Genomic DNA, 15,566 nt, shown 5'->3' with positions numbered 1-15,566 from the left:
GTGGCGGCGCCCGCACGAGACCGCGGCCGCCGCCCGTCACACCGGCGGACGGTCCCGGTTCACTCCGGATCGTCCTCCTCGCTCAGCCACTTCTCCGCCAGCGCGTGGCGCAGGATGTCGGTGCGGGTGCGCAGCTGCAGCTTGTCCAGGGCACCGGCCTTGTAGAACTCGACGGTCTTGACGCTGATCCCGAGCTGCGTGGCCACTTCCTTGTTGCTCTTGCCCCAGGCGATGAGGCGCAGCACCTGCTCCTCGCGCTCGCTCAGCGCCGGGCGCTTGCGCGTGGTGCCTTCCTGGGCACCGGGCTGGCGGATCATGCGCGCCACCAGCGCGCCGGCCAGGCTCGGGTCCACGTAGGTGCCGCCGCCAGCGACCGTGCGGATCGCGCCGATCAGCGCGTCGCCCGCGGCGCGCTTGACCACGTAGCCCGCCGCGCCCGCGCGCAGCATGCGCCGCAGGTAGCCCTGGTCGGCATGGCGCGTCAGCGCCAGCACGTGCACCTCGGGGCAGCTGGCGTGGATCTGCTCGGCGGCCTCGGCGCCGCCGACGTCGGGCATGGACACGTCCAGCACCGCCACGTCGGGCTTGAGCTTCTGCGCCATCTGCACCGCCTCGCGGCCGCTGCGCGCCTGCGCCACCACCTCCATGTCGGGCTGCGTGGACACCAGCATCGCCAGCCCCTCGCGCAGCACCGCATGGTCGTCCGCCAGCAGCACGCGCCAGCGGTGGCTTCCAGCTTCAACCACATGCATGTTCAAGTCTCCTCGTCAGGTTGGAGCGGGATGCTCAGGTACACCGTGGTGCCCCGTCCCGGCTCGGTTTCCAGGTCCATCCGGCCGCCCGCCTGGCGCGCGCGCTCGGCCATGCCGCGCAGCCCCAGGCGCCGCCCGGGGCCCGCGGGCCGCTTCCAGGTCTCGGCCTCCATGCCGCGGCCATCGTCCTCGACGATGGCCCGCAGCTCGCCGTCCCGATGTTCGACGATCAGTCCCACGCGCGACGCCTGCGCGTGTTTGTGGATGTTGTTGAGCGCCTCCTGCACCACGCGGTAGACGGTGGTCTCCAGCGCGGGCGCGAAGCGCCGGCGGCGCAGTCCGCGGGTGTGCAGCTCCACCGTCACGCCGCTGGCCTCGGCCCAGCTGCCGGCCAGCTCGCGCAGCGCCTCGTCCAGGCCCAGGTCGTCCAGCAGCGCCGGGCGCAGCTGGTAGGACAGCCGGTCCACGTCGTCGTCCAGGCGCCGCGTCACCTCGCGCAGGTGCGCCAGGCGCTCGCGCAGCGCCGGCGCCAGCGCGGCGTCGTCCTGCACCGACTGCAGCCCCAGCGTCAGCGCCGTGAGGTGCTGGCCCAGCGAGTCGTGCAGCTCGCGCGCCAGGCGCCGGCGTTCCTCCTCCTCGGCGCTCACGAGCTGGCCCAGCAGCTCGCGCACCTGCGCCTCGGTGGCCTTGCGCTCCGCGACCTCGTTGCCCAGCTGCGTGTTGGCCAGCGCCAGCGCGGCGGTGCGTTCCTGCACGCGCACCTCCAGCTCGTCGCGCGCCCGGCGCAGCGCCTCCTCGTCCTGGCGCCGCGCCGTCACGTCGGCGAGCGTGCCCACCATACGCAACGGCCGCCCGGCGGCGTCGTGCTCGGTGCGCGCGTGCGTGGCGACCCAGCAGGGCGCGCCGTCGGCGCGCAGCAGCCGGAACTCGGCCTGGAAGCCTTCGCCGCGGCGCGCGGCCGCGTCGGCGGCCCAGATCACGTCCACGTCCTGCGGGTGCACCAGGCGGCGCCAGGCCTGCGCGTCGCGCTCCAGCGCCTCGCGCGGCAGCCCGGTGATGCGCAGCACTTCCTCCGACACCCACAGCCGGGCGGCGGCGAAGCTCCATTCCCACAGCCCCAGGTGCGCGGCCGACAGCGCCAGCTCGAATAGTCCCTGCAACGCCGGCGGGTCGGCGGCGGTGACGGCAGTGGTCGGTGCGTTCACGGCCGACGCCTCATGCCGCCAGGCCCAGGGCCGGCGCGTCCAGCGCGTGCCCGGCGACCGGCACGCTGAGCCAGCCGATGCCGGGCCCGGCCACGTACGGCGCGTCGTGCCGGAAGGCGTCGATGGCCGCGTGCCCCAGGGCCTGCGCCTGCCGCGCCAGCCAAAGGCCTTCGCCGTCCACGCAGCGCTGCAGCCGCAAGGCGGCTCGAGGGGGTTCTTGCCGCGGCAGCCCGGCCAGGAGCCGCCGCCGCGCGCTCCAGGGCAGGGATCGCACGTCCCGACCTTCCCACACCAGCAGGTCGCGCAACACCAGCACGGCCGGCGGGGTCCCCGGGCGCCGCCCGGGGACCAGGCTGCGCTCGTGCAGCAGCGCCGGGTTGCTGCGCCCGTCGGGATCGAGCACGCAGATCTCGCCGTCCGCCACCGTCGGGGCCCGGCGCCGCAGCGCCGCCAGCGCGCGCGCCACTTCCGGGAACCAGCGCGCGGCCTCCACGCCGCGGCGGCTGCGCAGCCGGCAGCCCGGCCACGCGGCAACGCCGTCCCCGCGCACGCCCCGGCCGAAAGCCGCGAGCACGCGGTGGCCCGACAACGGCAGCGCGAAAGCCCAGCCCGCGCCATTGAAGGGCTCGCCGGCGCGGCCCGGCTCCATCAGTCCCAGCGACTCGAGAGCGGGGGCGGGCGGGCAGGTTTCAAGGGGCATGGGGCGGGAGTGTGGAGTCATGACGGGGCGGGCATCCCTTGTGCCTGAGCGGCGGTTCAGGTCGCCGCGGGCGGCAGCAGGTCGCGCAGCGTGTGCAGCAGCTTGTCCAGCGTCACCGGCTTGCGCAGGTGCGCGGAAAAGCCCGCGGCCACGGCGCGGCGCGCCTCCGCCGGGCGGCCCACGCCGTTGAGCGCGACCACCGGCAGCGCCTGCAGCCCCGGGCGCCGGCGCAGCGCCTGCAGCAGCGCCAGGCCGTCCAGGGCCGGCGAGGACAGTTGCGTGATCACCAGCTCCGGCCCCTGCGGCCCGGGCACGGCCGCCTCCAGCGCCGCGTCGGCGCTGCCGGCCTCCAGCACCTGCGCGCCTTCGAGCTGCAGCAGCTGGCGCAGCAGCTCGCGCGAGGGCGCGTCGTCGTCCACCACCAGCACGCGCCGCCCGCGCAGCGCGCCGGTGCTGGGGGCGCCGTCCTCGGCCAGCGGCGCCTGTCCGGGCAGCGGCAGCTCGACCGTGAAGCACGCACCCCGGTCCAGCCCGGCCGACTCCACGCGCACCCGCCCGCCATGGGCATGCACCAGGCTGCGCACCAGCGCCAGCCCGATGCCCAGCCCGCCCTGGCGCCGCGCCGCCGGCTCGGCCTGGCGGAACATGCCGAACACCTGCGCCAGCATCTCCGGCGCGATGCCGCGCCCGGTGTCGCGCACGCGCAGCTCGGCCACGCCGCCGTCCTGGCGCAGCGACACCTCCACGCGGCCGCCGGCCGGCGTGAACTTCAGGGCGTTGCTCAGCAGGTTCCACACCACCTGCTCGATGCGCACCGGGTCGGCATCGAGCACCAGCGGCTCTTCGGCCAGCGCCAGCACGAGCTGCACCTGGCGCTGCGCCGCCTCCTCCTGCAGCGCCTCGGCGATGCCGCGCACCAGCGTGGCGGCGTCGGTGCCCGTGCGGTGCAGCGCCAGCTTGCCGGTGCGCAGCCGGGACAGGTCGAGCAGGTCGTCGATGATCTGCGCCTGGCTGCGCACGGTGCGGCGGATGGTCTCGGCCACGCGCACCACCGCCGGCAGCGCGCGCGCCTCGGGCGTGCGCAGCAGCAGCTCGGCGCTGAGCTGGATCAGGTTCAGCGGGTTCTTGAGCTCGTGCGACAGCACCGCCATGAACTCGTCCTTGAGCTCGCTGGCCGCCACCGCCTCGGCGCGGCCCGCGGCCGTGCGCTGCAGCAGCGCCTCGCGCTCGGCCTCGGCGCGCTTGCTGCCGGTGAGGTCGCGCGCGATCTTGCCCCAGCCGTGCAGCCGGCCCCGCTCGTACAGCGGCGTGGTGGTGCCGCTGCAGTAGAAGCGGCTGCCGTCCTTGCGCAGGTGCCAGCGCTCGTCCTCGCTGCGGCCGGTGGCGCGCGCGTGCGCGCGCTCGGCCTCGGGCACGCCCGCGGCACGGTCCTCGGGCGTGAACAGCGCGTCCACCGACAGGCCCAGCGCCTCGGCCTCGCTCCAGCCGAAGACGCGCTCGGCGCCGTGGTTCCAGGTCGTGATGCGGCCCTCCAGGTCGCAGGTGAGGATGGCGTAGTCCTTGGTGCTCTCGGCCAGCAGCCGCATCGCCTCCTCGGCCTGGCGACGCCCGGTGATGTCCACGAAGGTCAGCACCGCGCCGTCGATGCGGTCCTCGGTGGTGCGGTAGGGCAGCACGCGCGCAAGGTACCAGCGCCCCTCCTGGCTGCGCACCTCACGCTCGATCACGCGCAGCGACTGGAAGGCCTCGGCCGCGTCGTCGGCCAGCGTCGGGTGGTCGAGCCGGTGCGTGATGTCGAGCAGGGAGCGGCCCACGTCGGTCGGGATGAGGTTGAAGAGCTTGGTCGCGTGCGGCGTGAAGCGCTTGATGCTCATGGCCCGGTCCACGAACACGGTGGCGATGTCGGTGGAGGCGATGAGGTTCTGCAGGTCGTCGTTGATCTTGCCCGTCTCCTCGACCTTGGTCTTGAGCTCGTGGTTGACGGTGATCAGCTCCTCGTTGATCGACTGCAGCTCCTCCTTGGAGGTCTCCAGCTCCTCGGTGGTCGAGCGCAGCTCCTCGTTGATGGCCTGCAGCTCCTCGTTGCTGGCCTTGAGCTCCTCGTTGGAGGTCTCGGACTGCTCGATCGTGCCCTGCAGCTGCTCCTTGACGCGGCGCAGCTCCTCCTCCAGCTGCGCCACCAGCGGGTCGCGGCCCTGCACGTCGGGCTGCCCCGAATCGCCGGCCATGCTGTCCTCGACCTCGTCGAACAGCACCAGCGACAGGTTCGGCGCGGCGCCGGGCTCCTGCACCGGGCGCACCGTCATGTTGACGAAGCGCTTGCGCGAGTCGCTGCCCATGTGCACGCGCCGCGCCTCCACGCTCTTGCCCGTGCGCGAGGCCTGGAACAGCGCGGTGCGCAGCTCCAGCCGCAGCTCCGGCTGCACCAGGCTCAGCAGCTGGTGCGAGGGCGTGCCGCCGCCGTGGCGCAGGAAGCGCCCGGCCTGCTCGGACAGGTGCACGACGTTGCCCTCGCCATCGACGAGCACCGACGGCGGCGCGTGCTGCTCGGCCAGGCGGCGGTGCAGCTCGGCGTAGGTCACGCCCAGCTGCACCGGGCGCGGCGTGCCGGCGGCCGGCGCGTGGCCCGCCGGGCCGATGGGCGGCAGCGCCGGCACGTAGCGCGGCGTGCGCGTCACGGCGTTGGCGCGGAAGACGCGGTTCTTCTTGTCCACCACGGAAAAGAGCTGCGCCGCCGTGTCGGCCGACTCCGAGCTGCCCAGCACCAGGATGCCGCCGGGCTTGAGCGCGAAATGGAACATCTCCAGGATCTCGCCGTGCACCTCGCGGTCCAGGTAGATCAGCAGGTTGCGGCAGCTGATGAGGTCCAGCCGCGAGAAGGGCGGGTCGCGCAGGATGTTGTGCGCGGCAAACATCACCTTCTCGCGCACCTCCTTGCGGATGCGGTACTGGTGCCCTTCCTTGTCGAAGAAGCGCCGCAGCCGCGTGGCGCTCACGTCGGTCTCGATCGCGCCCGGATAGCAGCCCAGCCGCGCCACGCCGATGGCGGCCTCGTCGATGTCGGTGGCGAACACGTTGATCTTGGGCGGGTGCGCCACCAGCGCCGCCTGCTCGGCCAGCAGCATGGCGATGGAGTAGGCCTCCTCGCCCGTGGCACAGCCCGCCACCCAGGCGCGCAGCCCCGCCGGCCCCGACACGGCCTGCTCCACCGCTTCGGGCAGCACGTCGCGCTGCAGCAGGTCGAACACCTCGGGGTCGCGGAAGAAGTTCGTCACGCCGATGAGCAGGTCCTTGAGCAGCGCCGAGGCCTCCTCGGGATTGGCCTGCATGAAGGCGCGGTAGGCCGGCAGGTGCGGCACGCCGTTGACCTGCATGCGCCGCTCCAGCCGGCGCAGCACGGTGGCGCGCTTGTAGTTGCGGAAGTCGTGGCCGGTGCGCGTGCGCAGCAGGATCAGCACCTCGCGCAGCGCCTCCTCGGCGTCGCGCGCGGCCTCGGTCGTCGCGGGCTCATCCACCCGCAGGCCCAGCGCCTGCGCGTCGGGCAGCTGCATGGCCCGGGCGTTCTCCCAGATGGCCAGGAGCTTCCCGGGCATCTCGGCCGCGGGCAGCACCCAGTCCACCGTGCCGGTGGCGATCGCCGCGCGCGGCATGCCGTCGAACTCGGCCTCCTGCGGCTGCTGCGCCAACGTCACGCCGCCTTCTTCCTTGATGCGCGTGATGCCCACCGCGCCGTCGGCGCCCGTGCCCGAGAGCACCACCGCGAAGGCGCGCTCGCGGTGCACCACGGCCAGCGTGCGGAAGAACAGGTCGATCGTGACCTGTCGCCCGCGCGCGCGCTCCAGCGTGTTGACGCTGAGGTAGCTGTCGTTCATCGCCAGCATCTTGCTGGGCGTGACCACGTAGACCTTGTTGCGCTCGATGGGCACGGCCTCCTCGGGCGCCGACACCGCCATGCCCGTGACCGCCTGCAGCACGCCGGCGAGGTTGCTGGCGTGCCTGGGCGAGAGGTGCAGCACCACGACGAAGGCCATGCCGCAGTCGGCGGGCATGGCCTTGAAGAAGGCCTGCAGCGCCGGGATGCCGCCGGCCGAGGCACCGATGCCCACCACCGGGAAGTCGAGCCGGCTGGGCTTGAGTTCGGCTTCGCCGGGGCCGGGCAGGGAGAGGTCGTTGCTCATGGAATGGTCTGCGCTCCGAGCCGCCCATTGTCCGCTCTCCGGCAGTCCCTGGGACGGGCCGAAGCGGGCGCGTGGATTGCCGCCTGCATGCCACCTTCACAACGGATGCGGCCATGGCCCGACGCGACATCGTGGTAGTCGGCGCCAGCGCCGGCGGGGTGAGGGCGCTGCGCGAGCTGGCCGCGGCACTGCCGGCGGACTTTCCCGCGGCGCTGTGCGTGGTGCTGCACGTGGGCCCATTCAAGAGCAGCCTGCCCGAGCTGCTGGAGGCGGTGGGGCCGCTGCCCGCGGCGCATGCGGTGACGGGCGAGCCGCTGCGGCCCGGGCGCATCCTGGTCGCGCCGCCCGACCACCACCTGCTGCTGCAGGACGGCGCCACGCTGCTCACGCGCGGCCCCAAGGAGCACCACACCCGCCCGGCGGTGGACCCGCTGTTCCGCTCCGCGGCGCTGGCCTTCGGGCCGCGCGTCATCGGCGTGCTGCTCACCGGCGGACTCGACGACGGTGCCGCCGGGCTGCAGGCCATCAAGGAATGCGGCGGCCTGGCCGTGGTGCAGGACCCGCGCGAGGCCGAGGACCCGGGCATGCCCGGCGCGGCGCTGCGCGCCGTAACCGTGGACCACTGCGTGCCGCTGGCGCAGGTCGCACCGCTGCTGGTGGGCCTGGTGCAGCAGGCGGTGCCCGGGGAAGCGCCCCAGGAGCCGCCGCCGCGCCTGGTGCACGAGCACCTGGCCGGCATGGGAGGCGAGAACGCCATGGAAGACCTGCAACAGGCGGCCGTGCCGTCCACGCTGGTGTGCCCGGATTGCAAGGGCACGCTCTGGGAGATCAGGGGCTCGCAGCCGCCGCGCTACCGCTGCCACACCGGCCACGCCTTCTCGCTGCGTTCGCTGGCCTCGGTGCAGCAATCGGCGGCGGAGGACGCGCTCTGGTCCGCGCTGCGCGCACTGCAGGAGAAGGAGCTGCTGCTGCGCAAGATCGCCGACCTCGACCGCAGCGCCGGCGACGAGGCGCATGCGCTGCAGGCGGAAGCCGAGGCCGAGCAGCTGCGCCGCCAGGCCGAGGTGCTGCGCCGACTGGTGGAAAGCGAGCGGGGCTGACGCGCGACAAGGCCGCGCCGGTGCGGTCCGGGCCCGCGCACGCGACTTGATCCGGCACAACCCCCCGGGATTTGCCGCATCAACAATGGGGTCATTCCCGTTGACAAGGAGATGCGCATGGATGCCCTGCAAACCCGCGTGCGGCCCGAGCGGCCGGCGGTGCCGCTGATCGACCCGATGACCGCGCTGGACCTCACGCACCGCGAGGTGCTGGTGCAGATCGGGCGGCTGCAGGAGCTGCTGGCGCGCATCGAGAACGACGGCGCCGATGCCCAGACGCGCGCGCTGGCCGCCGAGATCGAGGCCTTCTTCAGCGGCCATGCCCGCAAGCACCACGAGGACGAGGAGGAGCAGGTGTTCCCGCTGCTGCTGGCCCAGGGCGACGCGGAGCTGGTGCAGCAGGTCAAGCGGCTGCAGCAGGACCATGGCTGGCTCGAGGAGGACTGGCTGGAGCTGGGCCCGCAGCTCGCCGGCCTGGCCGCCGGCTACAGCGGCTACGACGTGGACCTGCTGCGCCACGGCGTGGCCGTGTTCGCCGACCTGTACCTGGAGCACATCTCGCTGGAGGAAGGCCTGGTGTTCCCGGCCGCGCGCAAGCTGCTGGGCGCGCGCCGCGCCGCTGCCGCGCCGGCCTGATCCCGCGCCCGGGCCGGCTGCGCCGGCCGTCGATGCGCCAAGGCGCCGATGCCACGCCGCCATGCCGGAAGCCGTCCGGCATGGCGGCGTTCTTCATGGGGCCGGCCGCCGCGCACGGCTGGTGCAATGTAACTTATGTCAACCCGTGCCCCGGGTTGTTCCCGGTCCGCGTCCGCCTGCTGTCGCACCTGCCGGGGAATGCCGCTTGCCAAGCCGGTTCGCCCTTGAAACCCAGGAAGAACCCACATGGCCAGCAAGAAGTCGCCCGCGGACAAGTCCGCCACCGAGCCCACCGCGCCGAAGAAGACGGCCAGCCCCAAGCAGTCGATGGCCGGCCCGGCAGGCGAGGCCAAGCCCGCCGCGCGGCCGAAGCGCAGCCTGCTCGAGCGCGCCGCCACCGCGCTGGGCAGCGGCACCAGCAGCGACAACGACGCGGTGCGCAACCTCGCCGCCGCCGACCGGCTCGAAGCCAAGTACGACGCCACCGAGGCCACCTCGGCCGCGCTGCCGCACAACCCCAACAAGGCCGCCGAGTACGTGCAGGGCGGCCAGGTGACGCCGGCGCCGGCGGGCGCGCACGTGCCGCTGGACAACCTCGACGTCACCGCCAGCACCATCACCGAGGACAACGCCTCGGCCAAGAACGGCTCCAAGGCCGAGCCCGGCGTCAACCTCAACATCCATCCGCTGCACCAGCACCGCGTGGACTCCAAGGGCCGCGTGATCACGACCAACCAGGGCGTGCCGGTGGCCGACAACCAGCACTCGCTGCGCCTGGGCGAGCGCGGCCCGACGCTGCTCGAAGACTTCATCCTGCGCGAGAAGATCTCCCACTTCGACCACGAGCGCATCCCGGAGCGCGTGGTGCACGCGCGCGGCTCGGGCGCGCACGGCTACTTCGAGTGCACCGAGGACATCACCTCGCTCACGCGCGCCGCGCCCTTCGCCAGCGTGGGCAAGAAGACGCCCGCGTTCGTGCGCTTTTCCACCGTGGCCGGCGAGCGCGGCAGCGCCGACGCGGTGCGCGACGTGCGCGGCTTCGCCGTGAAGCTCTACACCGACGAGGGCAACTGGGACATCGTGGGCAACAACATCCCGGTGTTCTTCATCCAGGACGCGATGAAGTTCCCGGACCTCGTGCATGCCGTGAAGCCCGAGCAGCACCACGCCATGCCGCAGGCTTCCAGCGCGCACGACACCTTCTGGGACTTCATCGGCCTTAGCCCCGAGTCGGCGCACATGGTGATGTGGCAGATGAGCGACCGCGCCATCCCGCGCAGCTACCGCACGATGCAGGGCTTCGGGGTGCACACCTTCCGCTTCATCAATGCCCAGGGCGCGGCCACGCTGGTGAAGTTCCACTGGACGCCGGTGCTGGGCACGCACTCGCTGGACTGGGACGAGGCCGTCAAGATCAACGGCGCCGACCCCGACTACCACCGCCGCGACCTGTGGGAAGCCATCGAGGGCGGCGCCTTCCCCGAGTACCTGCTGCAGATCCAGGCCTTCACCGAGGAGCAGGCCGCGGGCTGGAGCTTCGACGTGCTCGACTCGACCAAGATCGTGCCGGAGGAACTCGTGCCGCTGCGCACCGTGGGCCGCCTCGTGCTCGACCGCAACCCCGACTACTTCTTCGGCGAGACCGAGCAGGTCGCCTTCTGCACGCAGAACGTGGTGCCGGGCATCGACTTCACCAACGACCCGCTGCTGTCCGGGCGCAACTTCTCCTACCTGGACACGCAGATCACGCGCCTGGGCGGACCGAACCACCACCTGATCCCCATCAACGCCCCGGTGGCGCAGGTGCACAACAACCAGCGCGACGGCTTCCACCAGCACCAGATCTTCCGCGGCCGCGTCGCCTACGAGCCCAACTCGCTGGCCGCCGGCTGCCCGCACCAGGCCGGCGTGCCCGCGGGCTTCAGCACCTTCGCGGAACGGTTGCTCGGTCAACAGGCCACGGCCGAGCCCACCAAGCTGCGCGCCAAGCCGGAGAAGTTCGCCGACCACTACACGCAGGCGCGGCTGTTCTACGCCAGCCAGAGCCCGATCGAGCAGTACCACATCGCGCGCGCGCTGCGCTTCGAGCTCACGCGGGTGCAGACCCCGGCCGTGCGCAAGCGCATCGTGGCGATGCTGCGCAACATCGACGAGGCCCTGGCCACCAAGGTGGCGCAGGACCTGGGCATGACCGAGCTGCCGGAGCCGCTGCCCGCGGCGCGGCCGCCGCTGGAGTCGCCCGAAGTGGCCGTCTCGCCCGCGCTGTCGCTGCTGGCGCGGCCGGGAGACGGGCGCATCCTGGCGCGGCGCATCGCGCTGCTGGTGGGCGACGGCGTGGACGGCGCGGCGCTGGACGCGCTCTACCAGGCGCTGGTGCAGGCCGGCGCGGTGCCGCGCTACGTCGGCGCCAGGCTCGGCATGGTGCAAAGCAGCAGCGGCGAGGCGCTGCCGGTGGAGGTGACGATCGAGGCCGCGCCCAGCGTGCTCTTCGACGCCGTGGTGCTGCCCCCGGGCGCGGGTGCCGCGGCGACCATGGCCACCGACGGGTTGGCGGTGGAGTTCGTGCAGCAGCAGTACCGCCACTGCAAGCCGCTGCTGGTGCCCATCAATGCGGCGCTGCTGCTGGAGGCCGCCGGCGTGACCACGCTGCCCGAGGACGAGGGCGACCCGGGCCTGCTGTTCGTGCCGGACGAGCAGATCGGCGGCGCGGCCGACGAGTTCATCCGCCGCGTCGCGCTGCACCGCGCCTGGCAGCGGCAGACCGAGCCGCCGATGGTGTGAGGCGCGGCGTGCCGGGCCGGTGCGCCCGGCTTCAGATCGCCAGGTGGTCCGGCCCGACGCGCCCGCGCGCCGGGTAGCCCAGCCGCATCGCGTGATCGGGCTCGTCGGAGTGGCGCTCGGCGATCGCCACCAGGCGCTCGAAGCAGGCCAGGAAGGCGTCGCACACGTCCGGGTCGAAATGCCGGCCGCGGCGCGCGGCGATCACGCCGCGGGCCTTCTCGTAGGCCATGGCCGGCTTGTAGGCGCGCGTGGTGATCATGGCGTCGAACACGTCGGCAATGGCCATGAGCCGCGCCGGCAGCGGGATGTCGGGGCCGGCCAGCCCGTCCGGGTAGCCGGTGCCGTCCCACTTCTCGTGGTGCCAGCGCGCGACCTCCTTGGCCAGCGCCAGGAATTCCGCCGGGCAGCGCGCGCCGCGCTCGGCGCGCTCGATGGCCTTGGCGCCCAGCACGGCATGCGTCTTGATGACCTCCCACTCCTCGGGCGTGAGGCGCCCGGGCTTCTGCAGGATCGCGTCCGGGATGCCGACCTTACCGATGTCGTAGAGCGGCGCCGAGCGCACCATCAGGCTGACGTAGCGTGGCGTCAGCAACTCGCGGTAGGCCGGCTGGTGCGCCAGGCAGCGAGCGATCTCGGCCATGTAGCCCTGGATGCGCAGCAGGTGGTTGCCCGTCTTGGCGTCGCGGTTCTCCGCGACGTAGGCCAGCGCGCGGATGCTGGCGGCCTGGATCGCCTCGTCCTCGGCCATGCGCTGCGCCACCTCGGCTTCCATCCAGGCCTCGTGGTGGTCCAGCACGTTGCGCGCCTTCAGCAGCGCCTGCTGCGCGCGCATGCGCGCCTGCACCACGGGCACGGACAGCGGCCGCACCAGGCAGTCGGCCACGCCGGCTTCGAAGGCCTGCGCCTCCTGCTCGTGGTCGTCCACGATGAACACCACCGGGATGTCGGCCGTGGCCACGTCGGCGCGCAGCCGCGACAGCACCTCGTAGGCGACGCGCCCGGGCATGCGCGTGTCGATGAGCAGCAGGTCGGGCCGCGGCTGCAGCGCGGCGATGCGCAGCGCCGACGCGCCGACGTTGGTCGCCACTACCTGGTAGTGCGGCATCAGCATGTCGCCCAGGCGTGCCAGGCTCTCCGGCACGTCATCAACGATCAGGATGGTGAAGGGACCGGAACTGGGGCTGAGACTGGGACTGGAGCCGGACACGGCGCTGCTTCCTCTGGTCGGATTCGAGGTGCCCACGAGCTCAAGGCGTGAGCCACCGCGCGCCCTCCATGGGACACGCTTGCCGCGCAGGCTAGCAAAGCGCGGAGAAGGATTGTGTCGTCAGCGTGTCCGGGCGAATGTGCGCTGGCGTGCTTTGCCCCTTCACACGGCAGTGACGGATCCCGCGTTGCATGCAAGCCGGGGCATGCTGGTGCTGCCGCCCGGACTGATGCCGAGCCCGCGCCGCTTGCTCAAAACTTGCGCACCTCGATGCGGTGCTTGAGCAACGCGTAGCCGAGCTGGCGCGGCGTCACGCGCAGCAGCCGCGCGGCCTTGGCCTGCACCCAGCCGCACTGCTCCATGGCCCAGATCAGCCGCTCGCGCTCGCCCTGCGGCGGCGCGCTGCCGTTGCTGCCGTTGCTGCCGTTGCTGCCGTTGCTGCCGTTGCTGCCGTTGCTGCCGTTGCTGCCATTGCTGCCATTGCTGCCGGCGCCGGCGGCGCCGCGCTCGGCCGGCGGGCGCACGTGCACGGTCGGGCCGATGGTGATGACGTCGCTGCCGTCCCCGGCCTCCAGCGCCTCGGGCACGGCGGGCGCTTCCGGCACGTGCGGCGCAGGGGTCCAGCCGCCGGGGCGTCCCGGCACGGGCCGGATCGGGATGGCGCCGACGCCCTCGCCGCGCGGCGTGGCCGGCGCCACGGCGTCGGCCTTGTCGATGAAGTGCAGCGTCTGCGTCAGGCAGCGGTTCTGGCGGCAGGGAAAGGCCAGGTCGCGGATGACCTCGCCCTGCACCATGGTCGCGGTGCGCTCCACGCAGTTCTCCAGCTCGCGCACGTTGCCCGGCCAGTAGCAGCTGGCCAGCACCTCCATGGCTTCGGGCGTGATGCGCAGCTTGCGGCGGTTGTCCTTGTTGAAGCGCTCCAGGAAGTGCTCGACCAGCGCCGGGATGTCGGCGCGGCGCTCGCGCAGCGGCGGCAGGAAGATGGAGACGACGTTGATGCGGTAGTACAGGTCGGCGCGATACTCGCCGCGCTGCACCATCTTCTCCAGGTCGCGGTTGGTGGCGCAGATCAGCCGCACGTCCACCTTCACCGGGCGGCTGCCGCCCACGCGCTCGAACTCGCGCTCCTGCAGCACGCGCAGCAGCTTGGCCTGGAACGCCGGCGAGACGTCGCCGATCTCGTCGAGGAACAGCGTGCCGCCATGCGCCAGCTCGAAGCGGCCCTTGCGCTCGCCCGCCGCACCGGTGAAGGCGCCCTTCTCGTGGCCGAAGAGCTCGCTCTCCAGCAGCGACTCCGTCAGCGCCGCGCAGTTGACCTTGATGAACGGCGCATCCTTGCGCGGCGACAGGAAATGGATGGCACGCGCAATGGCCTCCTTGCCCGTGCCGCTCTCGCCGCGCAGCAGCACCGTCGCGCGCGAGGGCGCCGCCTGCTGCACCTCCAGGAACACCTGCTGCATCGGGGCGGAGTCGCCCACCACGTTGTCCAGCGCGAAGCGCGGACGCTGCGGCGGCCGCTGCAGCGCCTTCTGCAGGCGCATCGCCTCCTGCTGCAGCCGCCGGTGCTCCTCACGCACGGTCTCGTGCAGCATCATGGCCTGCGCCAGCAGCGCGGCCACCATGGTCAGCAGCCGCTGGTCCTCGGTCAGCCGCGCGCCGCCGGCCACCTCGCGCTGCGCCGCCAGCACGCCCGTGACGGCACCGTCGTGCTTGAGCGGCACCACCAGGAAGGCCAGCATGCGCTCATCGTCGGCCAGCGGGCCGAAGGCGCCGGTGCGGTCCACGAACTCCGCGGCCTGCCCGATGTCGGGCACCACCACCGGCAAGCCCGTGGCATAGACGCGGCCCACCACGCCTTCTCCCACCGCCCAGCGCCCGCGCAGCGCCTGCTCGCGCGTCAGGCCCACGTGGCTGTGCACCTGCAACGAGGCGCCGTCCTCGCCCGCCGTGACGATCATCGCCTTGGGCAGGTCCAGGTGCGCGGTCAACACGTTGAGCGCATCGCGGAAACTGCGCCGGATGTCCAGCGACGTGCCGAGAATCCGACAGATCTCATAGATGGTCACCAGCTCCAGGTGGGAGCGCTGTTCATGGGGAGAGCGACTGAACATGGTGGGCTCCTTGCGTCGATTCGGAGCACCGGCAAAGCCGGCTGCAACGCTCCGGTGCATGGCTGCTTCAGGTTCGGGCATGGATGGCAGGGAAGCGGACATGACGCAGGTCAACGCGCATAAAGCACGCCACCGCGGGTAAGTCCCTGTGACGTTTCGCACGGTTTTTGATCCATCGCAAATGCACCGTGGATGGGCAAGAAACCCTCACCACCAAAGGAAAAAGGCCGCCCGGCGGCACTTGCGCCACCGGGCGGCGGTTCCTGGAAAGACAGGAAATCGAAGCAGGTTCGGGGGGCGGGCTCAGGCCGCGCAGCGCGCCAGCAGCTTCTCCAGCTCGGCCACGTGCTCGGCTTCCTCCTGGGTGAACTCCTGCGCCAGCCGCCGCACCTCGGGATCGGCCGTGGTGGCGGCGATGGCGCCGTAGTAGGCAAGGCCGCGGCGCTCGCTGGCCAGGGCCAGCTCCAGCGCCTCGCGCGCGCCCATGAGCGCGTCCACGCCGGCCCAGTCCGCGGTCTCGGGCGAGGTGCCTTCGGGCCAGACGTAGTCCTCGGCCGCCAGCGGCGGCACGTCGCGGAAGCCCGCCCGCGCATTGGCCTGCGCCAGGTGCTGGCGCGAGTAGCGCGCCATCTTCGCGAAGAAGGCCTTGAGCTCGGCGTTGCCCTCGGTGCCCATGGCCGCGGTCAACTCCTCGTAGCGCCGCGCCGCCTCGCGTTCGAGCTGCACGGCATGGGCCAGGAACCTTTCAACTTCGTTCATGGATGTTTTCTCAACCAAACTTGAACAGGATGCCGTGGCCGCCGCGCGGGTACTCCCACGCGACGTTGGCATGCTCGGTGCAGATCACGCGGCAGCTGCCGCACTCCAGGCAGCCGTCGGTGATGAGCGTCACCGCG

10 protein-coding genes and 1 pseudogene are annotated in these 15,566 nt (G+C 72.5%); 3 read left to right on the top strand and 8 right to left on the bottom strand.

Annotated features, from left to right (window positions below):
- Nucleotides 1–59 precede the first annotated feature (59 nt).
- Genes FJ694_RS30845 through FJ694_RS30835 form a run of 4 tightly spaced genes read right to left on the bottom strand, consistent with a single transcriptional unit; the run spans nucleotide 60 to nucleotide 6,835 of the window.
- Nucleotides 60–752, bottom strand: a complete 693-nt coding sequence (locus tag FJ694_RS30845) for a response regulator transcription factor (RefSeq protein ID WP_157271368.1) — start codon at nucleotides 750–752, stop codon at nucleotides 60–62.
- Between the two features lie 2 nt (nucleotides 753–754).
- Nucleotides 755–1,957, bottom strand: a complete 1,203-nt coding sequence (locus FJ694_RS30840; protein ID WP_198321089.1) for a sensor histidine kinase — start codon at nucleotides 1,955–1,957, stop codon at nucleotides 755–757.
- A 10-nt stretch (nucleotides 1,958–1,967) separates the two neighbouring features.
- Nucleotides 1,968–2,657 carry a DNA ligase-like domain-containing protein gene (locus tag FJ694_RS36880; RefSeq protein WP_198321088.1) on the bottom strand — a complete coding sequence of 230 codons (690 nt, stop codon included), beginning with the start codon at nucleotides 2,655–2,657 and terminating at the stop codon, nucleotides 1,968–1,970.
- Between the two features lie 56 nt (nucleotides 2,658–2,713).
- Nucleotides 2,714–6,835, bottom strand: coding sequence for a CheR family methyltransferase (locus tag FJ694_RS30835; protein ID WP_157271366.1), 4,122 nt, complete (start codon nucleotides 6,833–6,835; stop codon nucleotides 2,714–2,716).
- A 113-nt stretch (nucleotides 6,836–6,948) separates the two neighbouring features.
- On the opposite strand from FJ694_RS30835, the gene FJ694_RS30830 reads away from it, so the two are divergent.
- From FJ694_RS30830 to FJ694_RS30820, 3 genes are all read left to right on the top strand, one after another.
- Nucleotides 6,949–7,935, top strand: coding sequence for a chemotaxis protein CheB (locus FJ694_RS30830; protein WP_157271365.1), 987 nt, complete (start codon nucleotides 6,949–6,951; stop codon nucleotides 7,933–7,935).
- A 117-nt stretch (nucleotides 7,936–8,052) separates the two neighbouring features.
- Nucleotides 8,053–8,571 (top strand): hemerythrin domain-containing protein, encoded by a 519-nt coding sequence (locus FJ694_RS30825; RefSeq protein ID WP_157271364.1) that lies wholly within the window; start codon nucleotides 8,053–8,055, stop codon nucleotides 8,569–8,571.
- Nucleotides 8,572–8,817: 246 nt separating this feature from the next.
- A complete protein-coding gene (locus FJ694_RS30820; RefSeq protein WP_157271363.1) occupies nucleotides 8,818–11,352 on the top strand; it encodes a catalase in 2,535 nt (844 codons plus the stop codon).
- Between the two features lie 31 nt (nucleotides 11,353–11,383).
- On the opposite strand, the gene FJ694_RS30815 is transcribed toward FJ694_RS30820, so the two are convergent.
- The 4 genes and pseudogenes from FJ694_RS30815 to FJ694_RS30800 form a co-directional block, all read right to left on the bottom strand.
- Nucleotides 11,384–12,559 (bottom strand): HD domain-containing phosphohydrolase, encoded by a 1,176-nt coding sequence (locus FJ694_RS30815; RefSeq protein WP_232540305.1) that lies wholly within the window; start codon nucleotides 12,557–12,559, stop codon nucleotides 11,384–11,386.
- A 251-nt stretch (nucleotides 12,560–12,810) separates the two neighbouring features.
- Nucleotides 12,811–14,670 carry a nif-specific transcriptional activator NifA gene (gene nifA / locus FJ694_RS30810; protein WP_157271362.1) on the bottom strand — a complete coding sequence of 620 codons (1,860 nt, stop codon included), beginning with the start codon at nucleotides 14,668–14,670 and terminating at the stop codon, nucleotides 12,811–12,813.
- 303 nt (nucleotides 14,671–14,973) lie between these two features.
- A complete protein-coding gene (locus FJ694_RS30805; RefSeq protein ID WP_157271361.1) occupies nucleotides 14,974–15,429 on the bottom strand; it encodes a ferritin-like domain-containing protein in 456 nt (151 codons plus the stop codon).
- Between the two features lie 10 nt (nucleotides 15,430–15,439).
- Nucleotides 15,440–15,566 (bottom strand): annotated as a pseudogene (locus tag FJ694_RS30800) (ferredoxin family protein); the annotation flags it as partial.

This window comes from Azohydromonas aeria (genome assembly GCF_009760915.1).
GTDB lineage: Bacteria > Pseudomonadota > Gammaproteobacteria > Burkholderiales > Burkholderiaceae_C > Azohydromonas > Azohydromonas aeria.
Note: the sequence above shows the minus strand (reverse complement) of the source record. Positions and strands in the feature narration are given on the sequence as shown.